The 16,990-nt window shown below is 37.1% G+C and carries 14 protein-coding genes and 1 pseudogene; 8 read left to right on the top strand and 7 right to left on the bottom strand.

The features are described 5' to 3' along the window. The first annotated feature begins 492 nt into the window (after positions 1-492). Positions 493-1,431, top strand: coding sequence for a tetratricopeptide repeat protein (locus ACM03V_RS10025; RefSeq protein WP_414620621.1), 939 nt, complete (start codon positions 493-495; stop codon positions 1,429-1,431). 361 nt (positions 1,432-1,792) lie between these two features. Here the strand turns inward: ACM03V_RS10025 and ACM03V_RS10030 are convergent, their stop codons facing one another. The 3 genes from ACM03V_RS10030 to ACM03V_RS10040 form a co-directional block, all read right to left on the bottom strand. After that, a complete protein-coding gene (locus ACM03V_RS10030) occupies positions 1,793-2,134 on the bottom strand; it encodes a XisI protein (RefSeq protein ID WP_414620622.1) in 342 nt (113 codons plus the stop codon). Next, positions 2,122-2,535, bottom strand: coding sequence for an element excision factor XisH family protein (locus ACM03V_RS10035; RefSeq protein ID WP_414620623.1), 414 nt, complete (start codon positions 2,533-2,535; stop codon positions 2,122-2,124). Before ACM03V_RS10035 ends, ACM03V_RS10030 begins: the two co-directional genes overlap by 13 nt. An 86-nt stretch (positions 2,536-2,621) precedes the next feature. After that, positions 2,622-3,215, bottom strand: a complete 594-nt coding sequence (locus ACM03V_RS10040) for an HD domain-containing protein (protein ID WP_414620624.1) — start codon at positions 3,213-3,215, stop codon at positions 2,622-2,624. A 259-nt stretch (positions 3,216-3,474) separates the two neighbouring features. Between ACM03V_RS10040 and ggt the strand changes: the two genes are divergently transcribed. After that, positions 3,475-5,244 carry a gamma-glutamyltransferase gene (ggt, locus tag ACM03V_RS10045; RefSeq protein WP_414620625.1) on the top strand — a complete coding sequence of 590 codons (1,770 nt, stop codon included), beginning with the start codon at positions 3,475-3,477 and terminating at the stop codon, positions 5,242-5,244. Positions 5,245-5,306: 62 nt separating this feature from the next. Here ggt and ACM03V_RS10050 read toward each other — a convergent pair whose 3' ends face one another. Both ACM03V_RS10050 and ACM03V_RS10055 read right to left on the bottom strand, forming a co-directional pair. After that, complete coding sequence (locus ACM03V_RS10050) at positions 5,307-5,564, bottom strand: hypothetical protein (protein ID WP_414620626.1); 258 nt, start codon at positions 5,562-5,564, stop codon at positions 5,307-5,309. Positions 5,565-6,050: 486 nt separating this feature from the next. Beyond that, the gene (locus ACM03V_RS10055; RefSeq protein WP_414620627.1) at positions 6,051-6,644 is read right to left on the bottom strand and encodes a DUF1802 family protein; all 594 of its coding nucleotides are present in this window, start codon (positions 6,642-6,644) and stop codon (positions 6,051-6,053) included. A gap of 287 nt (positions 6,645-6,931) precedes the next feature. Between ACM03V_RS10055 and ACM03V_RS10060 the strand changes: the two are divergent. Further along, positions 6,932-7,708: pseudogene (locus tag ACM03V_RS10060) on the top strand (aldo/keto reductase); the annotation flags it as partial. Between the two features lie 525 nt (positions 7,709-8,233). Here the strand turns inward: ACM03V_RS10060 and ACM03V_RS10065 are convergent. After that, positions 8,234-9,148 (bottom strand): mechanosensitive ion channel family protein, encoded by a 915-nt coding sequence (locus ACM03V_RS10065; RefSeq protein ID WP_414620628.1) that lies wholly within the window; start codon positions 9,146-9,148, stop codon positions 8,234-8,236. 552 nt (positions 9,149-9,700) lie between these two features. Here ACM03V_RS10065 and ACM03V_RS10070 point away from each other — a divergent pair. The 3 genes from ACM03V_RS10070 (at position 9,701) to ACM03V_RS10080 (ending at position 12,243) form a co-directional block, all read left to right on the top strand. Next, positions 9,701-10,435 carry a class I SAM-dependent methyltransferase gene (locus ACM03V_RS10070; RefSeq protein ID WP_414620629.1) on the top strand — a complete coding sequence of 245 codons (735 nt, stop codon included), beginning with the start codon at positions 9,701-9,703 and terminating at the stop codon, positions 10,433-10,435. 318 nt (positions 10,436-10,753) lie between these two features. Continuing rightward, the gene (locus tag ACM03V_RS10075) at positions 10,754-11,839 is read left to right on the top strand and encodes a M4 family metallopeptidase (protein WP_414620630.1); all 1,086 of its coding nucleotides are present in this window, start codon (positions 10,754-10,756) and stop codon (positions 11,837-11,839) included. Positions 11,840-11,952: 113 nt separating this feature from the next. Further along, entirely contained in the window at positions 11,953-12,243 is a 291-nt protein-coding gene (locus ACM03V_RS10080) for a protealysin inhibitor emfourin (RefSeq protein WP_414620631.1), read from the top strand. 114 nt (positions 12,244-12,357) lie between these two features. Here ACM03V_RS10080 and ACM03V_RS10085 read toward each other — a convergent pair whose 3' ends face one another. Further along, positions 12,358-13,284: a cobalamin-binding protein gene (locus tag ACM03V_RS10085; protein ID WP_414620632.1), complete on the bottom strand. Its 927-nt coding sequence runs from the start codon at positions 13,282-13,284 to the stop codon at positions 12,358-12,360. Positions 13,285-13,648: 364 nt separating this feature from the next. On the opposite strand from ACM03V_RS10085, the gene ACM03V_RS10090 reads away from it, so the two are divergent. Further along, complete coding sequence (locus ACM03V_RS10090; RefSeq protein WP_414620633.1) at positions 13,649-16,528, top strand: PAS domain S-box protein; 2,880 nt, start codon at positions 13,649-13,651, stop codon at positions 16,526-16,528. A 117-nt stretch (positions 16,529-16,645) separates the two neighbouring features. Beyond that, the gene (locus tag ACM03V_RS10095; protein ID WP_414620634.1) at positions 16,646-16,837 is read left to right on the top strand and encodes an RNA-binding S4 domain-containing protein; all 192 of its coding nucleotides are present in this window, start codon (positions 16,646-16,648) and stop codon (positions 16,835-16,837) included. Positions 16,838-16,990: the final 153 nt, after the last annotated feature.

Here is a 16,990-nt window from a genome sequence, read left to right on the forward strand (position 1 = left end):
TTCGCTGTCTACTTTTAATTACCTATAAAATTAATAACTAGTGTAGTGCAAAAATAGAAATTAATGATTGCAAATGGTTTGATTCGGTTGTTTGTCGAAGCAACAAAGCCGAGATAGCAAAATCGGAGAAAGTGCTACAAAAAACCTGCCTTTTTCTAGCTTGAAAGCACAGTAGTTACTGTTTATACATAAAAAATGGTTTTTTCTCAGCAAAATTCGCAATAAATATCTTTTCTTGGCTTAAAACATACCTAAAATTTACCTTCCATACGTAATTACATCTTTTAAAATGTATAAATGAACAGTAAAATAGAATAAAGGTCGTGATATAAAAAGTATGTAATTTTATCTTTAATTTCGACTAAAGTTATTTGCGGTGTACGAATAGAAAAAGATTACATCACTCACAGTATTCTCGATTTTGCTTATATTTTCAGGCAATGCAAAATTTTAAAATAAGTAATAAAAAATAAATCTGTAAATTAGTATAAAATGAAATCTCAAAACTCCTTATTTATAGCGTTACTACTGCTATCTATTTCTACAATTAGCTGTAACAAAACTAGCAATTCTGCCATAAAAAACTCTTTATTAGCTAAAACTAGCTATAGTCAAACTCTTTTTCAAGCAAAAGACTACTTCGAGCGAGCCGAAAATAAAGTTCAAGAAGGTGACTTAAAAGGAGCAATTAATAGTTATAACCAGGCGATCGAACTTAATCCCAAGTTTACCGAAGCTTACAATTCCCGTGGTTTAGCAAATCGAAAATTAAAGAATTATAAACAAGCAATTTCCGATTACAGCAAAGCAATCAAAATCAATCTTAAATATGCCGAAGCCTTTAACAACAGAGGTTTAGCTCATTATTATCTCAAAGATTATAAAAGTGCGATCGCCGACTTCAACCAAGCAATTAAAATCAATCCCAAACTAGCTACAGCTTATAGCAACCGAGGTCTTGTGCATCGCAATTTAGATGAGCATCAAAAGGCTATCAACGATTACGATCGAGCTATTAAGCTAGATCCCGAATATGATACAGCTTATAACAACCGTGGCAACGCTCACAACGATCTAAAAGATAATCAAAAGGCGATCGCCGATTTTAACCAAGCAATTATACTTAATCCTCGCAATACTAATGCTTTTAATAATCGAGGTTTTGTTTATACCGAATTGAAAGACTATCAAAAAGCAATTGTCGATTTTAGCCAAATACTCGAAATAGATTCTCAAAACACCTTAGCCTATTACAATCGGGGTTTTGTTCATGAGAAGTTAGGAAATAAACTCCAAGCAATCGCAGATTTCAAACAAGCCGCAAATCTTTATCAACAGCAGGGAAATCAGGAAGACTATCAAGAAGCACTTCAGCGAATTGAAAAGCTGAGCAGTCAGGAGTTAGGAGTACGACTCTTATCGAAAACATAAAATCTATAAGAAAGTAATTTATTCTCAGTAATAAAAAAAAATATGTATTCTATTTGACTTGAAATCCAGAGACTAAGAGAGGTAGATTGTTGTATTAATAGTAATTTGCCCTAGTTTGACTCGAAAATTATGAAAATTTTATACTTTATTTTGCCGCTATTGATTTCAGTAGCGCCACCTTCGTTTACCCAAAATTCTATATTTCAATCAAACAATCAATTAGATACTTATAAACAAACACTAAATAAGCATCTAAATAAAAAGCCAAAAAGACAAAAAGACCATCGTGGTAGCGGCCGTCGTAATTATCATAAGCCTCTGAACTGATTGGGGGTTGATAGTTAAGCGTGAATCGGATTAATTAAAAGACAGCATAACCTGTATCGGGTCTTTTGATCGGTGAATGAAATCCTAAAACAATATTAGATTTAGAAATTCCTTTTTCTAATAACTGCTCCGCAACACGTAAATCCGTACCGTCATGCTGCACCCATACTTTACCATCATCATTAACATCAATATGTAAGTAACAACCATAAGTACGTTTAGAATCTCGCCATCCGTTAAAATAAAGTAAATAATGACCGCCTTGATCATCTAAAATAATTTGATTTTTCACTTCATTTCCGGGACGCTCGCCAAGTTTACCAATCTCAATCGTAAGTTGGCGAACAATTGATTTATAATTAGCTACTTTATCCATGCTTCTATAATTCCTTTTTTGATCTGATAGACAAGCATTTTGACCTGATAGCGTATTAATAATTCTTGAATAAAGCTCTCCTGAAAGAAATCTTCATAGATATCATCTGGAACAGCCAAAAACAAAGTTCTCTCAGGCATCTTTTTTTCAAGAGCGTATTGATAAAAATTGAACTGTCCTAAAGCTAGGTAGAAATCCTGTAATGTTGAAACACCAATAAAACTCTTAATTTCTACAGCAATCTTTTCACCTTCTTTTTCTGCCGCAATTAATCTTTCCGCACCTAAATCTACTTGAATTTTACGTTTACCTGCTTCTACAACCAGTGGGTCATCTGTTATCAACCATCCTTCCTTAATAAGCGCTACTTTTACTATTTCATGGTATTTATCTCTAGCCATAAAAATATTTTTACAAAACAGATTGCCAATAATTATCTTATATTAACTCAATATAATACGGCATCTTAACTATAATTTATATCTATTCAGCAATTTCTCAATTCTTCTAACTTACTCAATATAAGTTTCAATTCCACCGAAGACAAACTCTGACGTGCAGAAGCAAAAAATACAGATAAATTGGCAAAACCTTGATGTTCGTAAACGCTAGCTTGTAAAGCCATTTCTAATCGATCCAATTGTCTGACAAACTGCGATTCTACTGATTCACCTTTTTCATATTCTTCCCATAACGCAATCCATTTAAACCCGTTAGGAAGTTTTTCTAAAACCTTTACGACAGATTGCTTTTCTAACTGATATTTATGATTTTTATCAATGTTATCTGCTGGGGTAAAATCACCGGCATATATTTCTCCTAAATCGTGAATCAATGCCATTCTAATTACTTTGGCAGTGTCTAATTCAACAGAATATTCATCAGCTAGTATCAAAGCTAATAAAGCTACACAAAAAGAATGTTCTGCAACGCTTTCACAGTTCTCTAAGGATATTCCTTGATGCAGCCAACCCTGACGATAAAGCTGTTTTAATTGAACGAATTCAAAATATGCTTCAATAACTGGTAAAGTATGTTTACCCTGTAAAAGATTAATCGGTAAATCTGCTTTCGTTTCCATCTTTAATCAATTATGAATGAACAATTATCAATTATCAAGCATTTTCTTTCAGATTGTAGTCCGTTAACTAAGTCTGCCCGTAAGGACAAGCATCTTGCTCGTGAGTAAATATATAATCAGCTAATTTTCTTTGACCTTTAACGATCCAAAATCAAAAATCCAAAATCCCATGACCTTCAAACTTAACTATAAATCTTAAAATACAAACGTGCTTGCTTCGTGATATAAATTTTCTTACCTGATTTTATAACAAAAGCATATGCGTATTTTATCTCGCTCAATCATTTTATTAAGCGTTGTTTTTTACACACAAATTGCTAGTGCTGCTTTTGAAAAACCTTTGCGCGGTAAAAGAGCAATGGTAGTTTCAGCCCATCCTTTAGCTAGCGATGCGGGGTTGGAAATGCTACAAAAAGGAGGTAATGCTATTGATGCTGCCGTAGCGACAACTTTTGCAATTTCGGTGGTGGAACCTTTTTCGGCTGGAATTGGTGGTGGCGGTTTTCTGTTGATGCACGATTCAAGAAAGCGTACAATTAAAGCTTTAGATTTTCGGGAACGCGCTCCGTTGAAAGCAACGAAAAATATGTATTTGGATGATGACGGTAAAGTGCGTCGCGATGCAAGTATCAATGGCTATTTGGCTGTAGGTACGCCGGGAACTGTTGCAGGTATGTATGAGGTGCATCGCCGAAGCGGTAAGTTGCCTTGGAAAACAGTTGTTGCACCTTCGATTAAATTGGCAAAGGATGGTTTTGTAGTCAGTGACAAGTTCGTGCAAGCTGTCAAAATACGTAAGAAAATGATTGCTAGCAACCAACCTGCACGAGCTATTTTTACTCGCAACGGTAATTATTTTCAACCGGGGGAAAAGCTCGTACAGAGAGATTTGGGAAGAACTTTACAAGATATAGCTGGTAATCCTCAAAGTTTCTATACGGGAAGAATCGCTAGGGCGATCGCCAGTGATATGGCAAAAAATAACGGCTTAATTACTCTAGAAGACTTGAAATCTTACAAACCGATTTGGCGCGAGCCAGTATGCGGTAATTTCCGTAAAGCCAGAGTTTGTTCGATGCCACCACCATCATCGGGAGGCATTCATTTATTGCAGATGTTAAATATTATCGGCGATACCGATCTAAAATCTTTAGGATGGCACCACCCAGACGCAATCCACTTGACGGCGGAAGCGATGCGAATTGCTTATGCCGATCGCTCCGAATATTTGGGCGATCCTGATTTTGTCAAAGTTCCCCAACAACAGCTGATAAATCCAGAGTATGCAAAACTTCGCCGTCAGCAAATCGATATGCAGCGTGCAAAACCTTCAACTGAAGTAAAGCCGATTGATAAAAATATATTAGAGAAATTTACTCGAAACGAACCATCAAGATTAATACCTGCATATCCTAATCCAAAATATATAAATAAGAAATACCACGAGTCTACAGAAACCAGCCATCTAACAGTTATTGACGAACAACTTAACGCCGTAAGTTTAACGTTTACGATTAATTTAGGTTTTGGTGCTGGTGTAGTCACACCGGGAACGGGAATAGTTCTTAATAATGAAATGGATGATTTTTCAGCAGCACCGGGAGTTCCCAACGCTTTCGGCTTGCTCGGCAACGAAGCGAATTCCATCGCACCTCTCAAAACTCCTCTATCGAGCATGACTCCGACAATTGTCACCGAAAACGGAAGGTTGCGGATGGCTGTGGGTACCCCAGGTGGCAGCACGATTATTACTCAAGTATTGCAAATAATTCTCAATATATTGGAATATGATATGGATGCAGCAGCAGCAGTATCTGCATCCCGCATACATCATCAATGGTTTCCCGATATGTTGCGCGTTGAGCCTTGGGGGTTGGATACATTGACTCTGCAAGAATTAGAACGACGGGGACACAAAATCAAACAAACCAACCCCTGGGGTAACTCCAACCTAATTATTGTCAAACCAGACGGCACTCTCGAAGGTGCGGCAGATCCGAGGGGGGAAGGGGAAGCTAGGGGGATTTAGGAGATGGGGTGATGGGGGGAGAGGGGGTAGAAAAAACTCCTAACTCTCCCTATTCCCTATTTTTATGTGAAGCGTCTAAAGTCTGAAGTTACCAAAGGTGAAAATTCGTTGGCGCGGGCGCTGGGTACTATTGTCCAACCTGCTTTTAATAACTTTTGATAAGTAGCCCATCCTTTGGAACCGCCTGGTATCTTATAATCTGGTACTGCTAATTGTCGAAAAGCGGTGTATGGCCGCCAGGGTTCGTTCGGTGCTGTCTGCAAGTGCAAAATCTTCTCTCCGCTTTGACCGGACTTGGATAACCAGCACATTCTTTTCATACAATCTCCTTTGCATCTAGCCTATAATGCATTATTGTAGATATTTGTCAAGCCTTGCCTCACCCTTTCAGGATGTTTTTGAAGAATGAGTTATAAAAGATAAAATACATTTAGTTTTCATTCTTCAGTTTTTGGGCAATATTCAACAGCGTTTGATGATAGTTTGATATAGTCGTTTATTTAGAAATTACATTGCTGCTTCTTGTCTAAATAAAAACTAACCACAGACAAAATCGCCCGTGGAATCAAAAATCAAATACCGATAACAAATATCTACGTTTGTCTAATTGTATATGTATTTTTACTAGCTGTGTGTAGCTTTAGTTACCTTTGTGAGGTATCATTTTACATTAATAGATCGGTATATTTCAAAGCTAATAATTAATTTATAGAACTCTTGGTTTCTAAAGCTTTTGCGCCTAAAAATTCCAGACTCAAGTTTGTATATAGGAATAAAGATTATTTAAACATTGGTTTTTTGTTTTCCTAATTTATCGAGGAAATATAGCAAGAATCGCCAATAATCTCGCAAATTTGAGCAACTAATTTAGAATAAACATTTTCTGATAAAGCTGGTTTTGCTGCTCCGAGGGAAATTGATTCGTTTAAGTCAATCCAGGATTTGCATCCACCATATCGTTGATGATACGTCACAAGTTGTTCTGCTGGTAGCTTGTATGCCCGTAATAGCAACACGAACAGGGGTTCTTGAGGTTTCCATTTTTGGCGATCGCTCACGAATTCTTGACTCCAAATGTGAAATTGAAACAAAGCGTTAACGATTGATTCGTCGGAAACTGGCAAAATATGGGTAATTTCAGCGTAACTAGTTATTTTTACGCTTTCAGGTCGTAAACCCGGTGTTACTGAAATAACTTGATCGGAATAATCAGCTTTGAGCATAAAAGTTTTTTGATGCTCGTAAGTTGGATAAAGCAAAACTTGATTGTGAGCAACTTGAAAACTCCCACCTTTTTCGTGGATACCACCTTTACGCAGCAGCATTATCGTCTTTCCGGTTTTTAGCGCATCAACGGCGATCGCCCATTCTTTCAATGCGTTATTTATAGTTAATTCCATTTGCGATTTTAGATTTTGGATTGTTATATATATAGAGCTTGCGTAATTGCAACGTTAGCGCCTAGCGGAGCGTACCGTAGGTATTGCGTGTCCCTCAAGAAACATAAAATTAAGCTTGACTTACGGCTTAGATCCCCCCAACCCACGCCACTTCCTACAACTCTGGGAACCAGAGCAACGGAGTGGCTCCCCTTCAAAAAGGGGGGCTTTGCGTAAGTCTTAATGTCCTAATATAGTCATTCTAAGTAATTGACAAGCTCCGTTACCTATTCCCTATTTTCTGTTCTTCAGAAAAAATTGTTGCCCAAGCACTATCAGATGTGCGAGATAAACTTGAATATGCGACGAAAGTTTTCGTCAATCATCTTAAATATCAACAAGTAATCGAAGCTTGCGAACGTTCTTTAAAAAATCTTCAAACTGACTATATTGATTTATACCAAATTCATTGGCCTAGCGGTGCTTTAAATTCCGAAATTGTTCCGATAGAAGAGACAATGAACGCCCTCAACCACTTAAAAGAACAAGGTAAAATCCGGGCAATTGGTGTATCAAATTTTTCTCGAAAACAATTAGAAGAAGCTGCAAAGTACGGCAGAATTGATAGTTTGCAACCACCCTATTCTTTATTTTGGCGAAAAGTTGAAAACGATGCAGTGCCTTACTGTATTGAAAATAATATTTCCATCTTGGCTTATTCCCCTCTAGCCCAAGGATTACTAACTGGAAAATTTGATGCTTCCCATAAATTCCAAGAAGGTGATAACCGCGCAGACAACCAGTTGTTTCAAGGGGAAAACATCAAACGTGCCCAAGAAGCTTTAGATCAACTGCGCCCAATCGCCGAAAGCCATCAATGCAGCCTCGCACAGCTATCATTAGCATGGTTAATCGCTCAACCTCAAACTAACGCGATCGCCGGTGCCCGTATTGCCGAACACGTTGTATCAAACGCCAAAGCTGCCGAAGTAAAACTTTCTCAAGACGAATTAAAACAAATAGACGCGATCGGAAAAACCGTCACCAGCCATCATGACGACAGCCCCGTAATGTGGACTTGGTAATCAGTTAGGAGTTAGGAGGCGCGGAGTTAGGAGTTTAATAGATTTTGGATTTTAGTTTTTGACAACGGATGCGTTTCTTTTAGATTTTGGATTATAAGAGTTAGGAATTGAGTTTTAAATTTCTACCCCCTCTTCCCCCTCTCCCCAACTAATAATATTGCGAAATTTGAAGACTCGTAAACTTCAGTTAATCAGGGGTTTCATTTCTGTGGAGAGGTGATAACTTAATTAGTAAGACACAAGCAAGGCATTAAGAACTCAGTCGGGTAAATGACAATGTGTCTCCGGTCAAGGCCCAGGTAAATTTCAGCATTAAAAAAGGGCATATACCGAATTCCGGTAAGCCAAGCTCCTAAATAGGAAAATACATAAATGCGTTGTTTGCTATGAGTTAAGTAAACTTTAGTTTTTTAAATTTCTCAATTCTCCAAATCATTGACCAAAAGCAAAGATTTGACCTTAATAAATCTTCATCGAAAAGCCTGGTAAACCGTTTTACCAGGCTTTAGGTTTGTAATTAGTTTTTTATTGTCGATAATTATCGCTGAAGTCACTTTGCGAAGGGTTGCCATTATTTGAAGTTGGCATAGAATCGTTATATTTTTCCTGATTGTAATAATATAAAGTACGAATTGGGTAAGGAATGCTAATGTCGGCTTTATCAAAAGCTTGCTTTATGCTTAGAATTGCTCTGGTTTGAACATGACGAACTTGTTTTTGTCGAGATAAAGTCCAGTAGCGAACAAGGAAATCGATAGAACTATCACCGAAAGCTACTAAATCTATTTCTGGTTCTGGTTTATCTAAAACCCCTTCGACTTGTGAAATTGTTCGCTCTAAAATGTCAGATGCTTGGGATAAAGAAGTATTGTAATCTACACCTACAGCTAAATCAGTACGTCTGTGAGCAAATGCTGTTCTGACTCGAACTATGCTTGTAAATACTGTTGAATTGGGGATTACAACTCGTTCGCCACCGTAAGTAATAATTTCGGTAGTGCGAATATCAATTTGGTCAACAGTACCCTCGTAATCGTTAACAACTATTTGATCGCCAATACGGAACGGTTGCTGTAAAAGTATTAAAATACCGGCAAGAAAGTTTTTGAAAATATCTTGAAACGCAAAACCGATTGCCACAGAACTAAGTCCGAGAGTAGCAATAATATCTCCCAAACTTAAACCGGGAAAGGCAATTACACAAGCGAGGAGAATTCCAGAAATCCAAGTGACTGTAGAAGCGCTTTTCGCCATCAAAAACTGTAGCGATTTGCTGCTAACCGTTTTCATCGCTATTTTTGCAGTTATTCTCTGAGCAAATTGAGCAGCAAATCTAGTTAAAAATATAATTATTAGTGCCGTTAATAATGCAGGAAAAATTTTAACTGCACTACCAACTAATTCTCTGATGCTGTCTTTTATTGTCTCTATCAAAGGCATAAATAATTCACTTATGAGTTATACGAAAGTTTGGCAGAAGTTAATTTATTCTTTGGGTAGGTAATTATATTGCAGAAATATAACTTAATAATTTTGAATAAAAAGTAAGTATTAGAAAAAATTATAAACACTATAGAATAACAAAATTCTAATTTAAGCTAGTGTCGTTTGGCAATCTATCAATTGATAAATATAGTATCTATCTAAAGGATGAACTTTAAACCTAACTAAAGAGTGATTTATCATTTTTATACAGTTATTCAACTTGAAATCAGATTTATAATCGGGTTTGTAACGGTTTAAGCTTCTTCTAAACGTCAAATAATTGACTCAAACTAACAGATATTGATCGCAACCACAAAAAAAATGCCAAGGGTTTAACCCCCCGACAAATTACAACTAAGTTTTACAACACACAACCACACAAAACTAGTGAGGTCTATAACCATGTTAAAGAAATTCCGCAATTTTGGTGTAATGTTTAGTGCTTTGAAGACAAAAATTGATGCATGATTATATTGATGCTGCTTTCTCAGGGTAAAAATTTTGATCGTGCCACAAGTATTTCCGGGTGAAGTTTTCGCTCAAACTACCGATTTTGATGCTGGTATGCGGCAACTAATGCCGGGGTATGACGAAATGCTCGAAGCTGTTGCTCGCTGCGTTCCTTCTACCTCCCGTCGTATTTTAGAATTAGGTTGCGGTACGGGTGAACTCAGTATGAAAATACTCAATCGTTGTCCTGATGCTGAAATTATCGCTCTCGATTATTCACCGAGAATGATTGAATTTGCTCGAAAAAAGATGGCTGAAGCGGGATATCAACAATGGAAAGGTATAGAAGCCGATTTTGGTGAATGGGCGAATAATCCCGAAAAATTAGATATCGGAGCGGAATTTGATGCTTGCGTCTCATCATTAGCAATTCATCATTTGAGTGACGAGATGAAAGCACAGTTATTTCAACGTATCGGCAAAAGTCTTAATAAAGGTGGTTGTTTTTGGAATGCAGATCCGGTTTTATCAGAATCGCCAATATTAGAAGAAATATATCAAGCTGTAGGAAAAGAATGGGCAGAAAAACAAGGAACCACTATAGAAGAAGTTCGTTCTCGCTTGGCAAGTAACAGCGATTCTGTAGATTATGCTGCTAGTTACGGGCACTCCAGCCAAGACCAGTTAGCAACTTTAGATGCACAGTTGCAAATGCTAATGAAAGCTGAGTTTAATACCGTAGCCGTACCTTGGAAATATTATAAATTGGCGGTGTTTGGCGGAATAGTCTAAAGATTTTGGATTTTAGATTTTAACAACGGATGCTTTTGTTTTGGATTTTGGATTATTTTTTAACTTATTGTGGTGCGGGCATCTTGCCCGCTTTTTCTGACTAAAATACATTAATTTTTAAATAAGAAAAATAAGAAATATAAACAACTATCACGCAACAACAAAAATATTCTCTATATTGCATTAATAAAACATTAATAAGTAACATAGCTAACATTCGATCGGTTTTGATAATTTATAACCATTAAAAATCTAAAACAAAAGCATCCGTTGTTAAAATCTAAAATCTAAAATCTAAAATAAGGAGAACATTTTTAAATGGCTCGAAAAAAGCAGAAAAGATCGCATGGTTTCGGATTAACCCATTCACTTAATTACAGATGTCCCATCTGCTGTATTATCCCGCCTTATATGTTGGAAAAGGTGGCGGTTAACGGTTCCCCAACCCAGCGCGAATGGGCTTTTGAAACTTTGAATCTTTCGGCACAAACTAGGGGAAAGCGGATAAATTCTGGTAGTATGCAAGCTGCGCCGCCAACTGGTGAGAAAAACCGGATTATATATGATGCGAAAAATGCTCAACAGCTTCCTGGAGAAATAGTCCGAAATGAAGGCGATTCTCCCAGTGAAGACGAAGCGGTAAACGAAGCTTATGATGCTGCTGGCGCGACTTACGACTTTTTCAAAGAAATTTGCGATCGCACTTCTATAGATAACAAAGGTTTGCGTTTGGATTCGACGGTACATTACGGCAAGGATTACGAAAACGCTTTTTGGAATGGCAGCCAAATGGTTTACGGTGACGGCGACGGCGAATTATTTAATCGTTTCACCAAGTCGGTTGATGTAATCGGACATGAATTAACCCACGGAGTTACCCAGCATGAAGCCGACTTAATCTATTTTGGCGAAGCCGGGGCACTTAACGAATCATTTTCTGATGTATTTGGTTCCTTAGTCAAACAGCGAATTAATAATCATACTGCCGATAAAGCAGATTGGTTAATTGGTGTAGGATTATTTACCGAGAAAGTCAAAGGCGAGGGAATTCGCTCGATGAAGGCACCAGGCAAAGCTTACGACGACCCCATACTTGGTAAAGATCCCCAACCGGGACACATGAAAGACATCTATACGGGTACTAAAGATAACGGCGGAGTGCATATAAACTCTGGCATTCCCAACCGAGCTTTTTACCTAGCAGCAAGCGAAATCGGCGGTTACGCTTGGGAGAAAGCAGGAAAAATTTGGTACGTTAGTTTATGTAAAAAATTAGATTCAAAATCAAACATCAAACAAGGCGCAGAAGCAACAATTGCAGTAGCAAGAGAACTTTACGGTGAAGCAAGCAGCGAACAAAAAGCCGTAGAAAATGCTTGGAAAGAAGTCGGAGTGAACAGTTAACAGTTAGCAGTGAGCAGTGAACAGTTAGGAGTTAGGAGTTATCTTCTCCCTTGTCCCCTTGTCCCCTTGTCTCCCCATCTCTGCCTCTCCCCCTCTCCCAATGCCCAATCAAAATGTTAATATCCTTAGAACGTAGCGGCGGTTTTGCGGGAATAAGTAAACTTATGGAGATTGATACGGCTAAATTACCGCAAAAAGAAACCGAAGAGTTATGTAAATTATTGGAATCTGCAAATTTCTTTAATTTACCTGCATATATAGAAGGTAATTCAAAGCAGCGCGATCGCTTTCAATATACTTTGACAGTGGAAGATAAAGATAAACAACATACGGTGACAGTAGCCGAAAGCGCAATACCAGAAAATTTAAGAGCTTTAATTGAGTGGATAACAGATAATTCGTAAAGTTAAAGGTTAAAGAGATAGAGGGGGAAGATGGGGAGATAGGGAGATGGGGAGACAAGGGAGAAGAATAACCTACTGCCTACTGCCTACTGCCTACTCTTAACTCCTAACTCATCACATCTTTTCCCAACCTTTACCTTGATAACCGTATTCAAAGATTTCTGGATGGATGATTTCTGCTAAAATTTCTAACGAATCTGCTAAACGCGGGCCGGGGCGGTTGAAGTAAGCATTACCATCTGTAATGTAAACTTGATTGTTTTGTACTGCTCGGAGTTTTTCCCATTCGGGTTTTTGGGTTAATGAATTAGCTTCGGTGCGAGTGCGCTTTAAATCGAAACCGCAGGGCATAAAGATGATTACATCTGGGTTACTGTTGACAAAATCTTGCCATTTTAATATTTCGGAAGGTTTCCCTGTGGAGCTAAATAAAGGTTTCCCTCCAGCATAAGTAACTAATTCGGGAATCCAATTTGATGCGCTCATTAAAGGTTCAGTCCATTCGATACAGGCAATGCTGGGAATCTCTGTGGGGGAAAGTGCCTGGGTTTTATCAACGATTGTTTTAACGCGATTTTGTAAATTTTCTAAGACTTGTGCAGAATCCACATCAAAAACTTCAGCGATTCGTGCAATATCGTTCCAAACATCTTTAAGAATATCTGGTTGCAGGGAAATAACTTGTGGGGAAGTATTGGTAAGACTTTTCAGCGCGTTTTCGACTTCCCCAAAGCTGACAGCACAAACATCACATTGATCTTGGGTGACAATATGAGTGGGTTGTAATTGGTGCAAAAGATCGGTTTTAATTTGATATATGCTCAAAGCAGATTGCAATAAATCGTTAACTTTGTTGTGAATTTCGCCACTAGCAGCATTACTGTTTAATCTGGCTTGAGTGCAAGCAGGAAGATTTCTTATTTGAGAAGGAAAATCGCATTCATGGGAACGCCCAACGATTGCATCGGTTAATCCTAACGCTGCTAATATCTCAGTTCCACTGGGAATCAGCGAAACTATTCTAATGCTATCCTTGGTCATTACTCAACTCGAAGACAATAACTGAATATTACTTTAATTTTGAGCGTATTCGGTTCTTAAATTAATCTATCTACAGAGTTAAATACAGTAACTGTAATAAAAATCAAATAAATTAATGAAATAGAAAAAAATTGTATCTATATTATTAAGATAATCGAGGAAAATAGCTATAGATAGATGGTCTTCAAAGTTATAGCCTTTAGTATTAAGATGATAATGTTTAGTAAGAGAATTTTGATTACTTTCAAAGCATATCAGTAAATACACGCAATATAGATTAAGAACAAATTTGTAGCGTATTATGAGACACTAATAATGCGGAGTTGCATCGTGATTCTGGATAACTGCTCTACTGGTGACGAGCATGACATTAAATAGTTACAGTATCTTGCTGTTGAAAACTAATAAAAACGATATTGAGTGGTTGCAGTCAATGCTCTTGCCCGATCAAATTACTGTGGTTAATGGGTTATCTGAAGCTGATTCAGTATTGCAGGAAAAATCTATTGATGTAATAATCTTAGATTTACCGTTGAGAAATCTTGAAGATTTTGAAATTATTTCCTCAATATATTCACTGTTTCCCAATACGGCAGTTGTAGCGATAAGCGAGAATGAAGATGAAGTGACTCTCCAAAAAGCCATTAAATTAGGCGCTGATGAAGTTGTAGTTATAAATAATACTAATACTCGTGATTTAAAACGCATATTAATATCTGCGGTTGAAAGAAAAAAGCGTGTTTGTGCGTTTGAAAGTACCCAGATTAAGAATATACATTCTCAGAATGAAGGCAGTAAAAAAGCAAAATGGCGTTTTTTGTCTGAAGCTACTTTTGAAGGAATAATGTTGCACGAGGAAGGGATTATTTTAGATGCGAATCATGTTTTGGCGAACATGACTGGTTATGATTTTGAAGAACTAATCGGTAAAAATGGGTTTGAATTAGTTACGTCAGAATCGCAAGAATTAATGAGAAAAAATGTATTTGGTGGTTATAAAAAACCACTAAAAGTGACTGTAATTAGAAAAGACGGTTCTACATTTCCAGCGGAAATTCAAGCAAAAGTTATTTCTAATGGCTCTCAAGTTATATGGGTAGCGGCACTAAGAGATATTACAGAGTTGCAAAAAAGAGAAAATCTGTTAAGAAAGCAAAGCAATACTTTGGTAGAATTAGCTAGGAGTAAAGCTTTTATTCAAGGGAATATAATTGACTCGGTACGTGAAATCGCACGAGCAGCAGCAATCACTTTAAATGTCGAACAAGTTGGTGTTTGGCTGTACGGTGAAGACAATTCTCAAATGCTTTGCATTAATTTATATAATTACAAATACAACAGTCATTCAAAATCAATTATCTTAAAAAAAGAAAATTATCCTAATTACTTTGCTGCTTTAGAAAAAGGTAATGATTCTGTAGATAATCTTTCAGAAACTAATGTAGCTGAAGAACTATCTAAATTTTATCTTTCTGTATTTGGTGTGACATCTGTATTAAACGTACCTATTTGGCTTAGAGGTAGTGTAGTAGGTATAGTATGTTATGTATACAGTGAAAACATTATAGATTCAAGTCATCAGTGTAGTTTAGAAGAAGAAACTTTTGCAAGTTCCATTGCAGATTTTGTGACATTAGCAATAGAAGCAAGCGAAAGAAAAGCTGCACAAAAAGCGTTAAAGCAGAGTGAAGCGCAATTTAAGGCAATTTTTGAACGTTCTTCTATGGGTATTTGCTTAGTAGATATCAAAGGGAGAATTGTTGATATCAACCCGGCGCTATGTAAAATGCTCAAATATTGCGATAAGCAAAGCTTGAGCAAAACGGCATTACGCGAACTTATTCAAAAAAGTTTTGCCGATTATATTTGCTTTGAAAATGGTGATGTTGGGCTTTACAAGCAATTGATGCTGGGTAAAATTGAGTGTTTGGAAATAGAAAGACAGCTATTAGATAAAAATGGTGGTACAGTTTGGACTCATTTGAGTATTTCTTTGATTGTACGTTCAAGTGGTAAAACTAAATTTTTTCTGGCGATTATAGAAGATATCGACAAACGTAAACAAACAGAATTACAACTCAGAGAAAGTAAAGAAGCAGCTGAAGTTGGTAGTCGAGCAAAAAGCGAATTTTTAGCAACTATGAGCCATGAATTGCGAACCCCTTTAAATGCAATTATGGGTTTATCGCAGTTGCTTCAACAAGAAATTTTTGGTGAGATGAATGATAAACAAAAAGAATATATTGACTCTATATACAGCAGTGGCGTACATTTATTAGAATTAATTAACGATATTCTCGATCTATCCAAGGTAGAAGCAGGAAAAGAAGAATTATTATTACAGCCTTTGCAGGTAGAAGAATTATGTCATTATGTTATATCAACTGTACGCGAACGTGCTGAAGAAAAGGGATTGGAATTAACTTGTTGCATCGATCAAAAAGCAGAGACTTGTGTTGCTGATGAACGGCGAATCAAGCAAATGCTAATGAATCTACTTACCAACGCAATTAAGTTCACTGCTGAAGGGAAAGTTTCGTTGCAAGTCACAAAGTTACCTAAAGGAATAGCATTTCTGGTATGCGATACTGGTATTGGTATTAAACCCAATCAAATTAAATATTTATTTGAACCTTTTAAACAACTTGATTCTCGGTTAAATCGTCAGTATGAAGGTACGGGTTTGGGTTTAGCTTTAACTCGCAAATTAGCCCGTTTGCACGGTGGAGATGTAACGGTAGAATCAAATTTTGAAAAAGGAAGTCGGTTTACTTTATTTCTTCCCGATACTGAATTTGAAGAAGAAAATATTATTGAAAAATGGTCAGAAAAAGTTCATAAATTGAATACGAGTGTGGCTTCTAAAAATACTCTTAGAAATAAACGTATTTTGCTAGTAGAAGATGATAAGCATACCGGCACATTATTACAAGATTATTTGCAAACTATTGGTTATCAAGTTGAGTGGATGCCAGATGGAAGAGAATTTTTGGAAAAAGTCCGCATTTACCAGCCGAATCTAATTTTATTAGACATCTTGCTAGGAGAAGTCAGCGGTTTCGATTTACTTGCTTCATTGCGAAAAACGTCAGATTTACAAGGTAAAATTGTCGTACTGATGACACCGAGTAAAGATAATGATGATTCCCGCAGTCGCTTTATCCAAGCTGGAGCTAATGATTTTGTAAGTAAACCAATTGGTATTATTAAATTGGAATCGATCTTAATGCGATATTTTCATTAAGAAATTAAGAATTGGGAATAGGGCATTGGGCATTGGGCATTGGAAGAGGGGGAAGAGGGGGGAGAAAAAATATTAACTCCTAACTGGTAACTGATAATTGATAATTGATAACTGATTATGATCAAACTTGACCAATTTTTAAAGTTGTTGGGTGTAGCGTCAACGGGAGGGCAAGCCAAGCACATGATTGTGGATGGTGATGTTCAGGTTAATGGTACATTGGAAACTCGTCGAGGTAGAAAGTTAGTAACTGGGGATAAGGTAACGGTGGGAAACCAAACTTTTGAGGTTGGAGATTTGGAGAGTTGATTTTTTGACAGTTTGTAGTAAGGGCTTTAGCCCCTCATAAGAAAGGGCTAAAGCTAGGGTGTTGACTTTGATAGAAATTCCGCGTTTTTCGTTCACATAACTTTTATGCCGGTAACAACCATAATCTTTCTCCCTCACCCCGCCCTGAAGGGC

The sequence above is a fragment of the Calothrix sp. CCY 0018 genome (genome assembly GCF_963920925.1).
In the GTDB taxonomy this organism is placed as follows: Bacteria; Cyanobacteriota; Cyanobacteriia; order Cyanobacteriales; family Nostocaceae; genus Rivularia.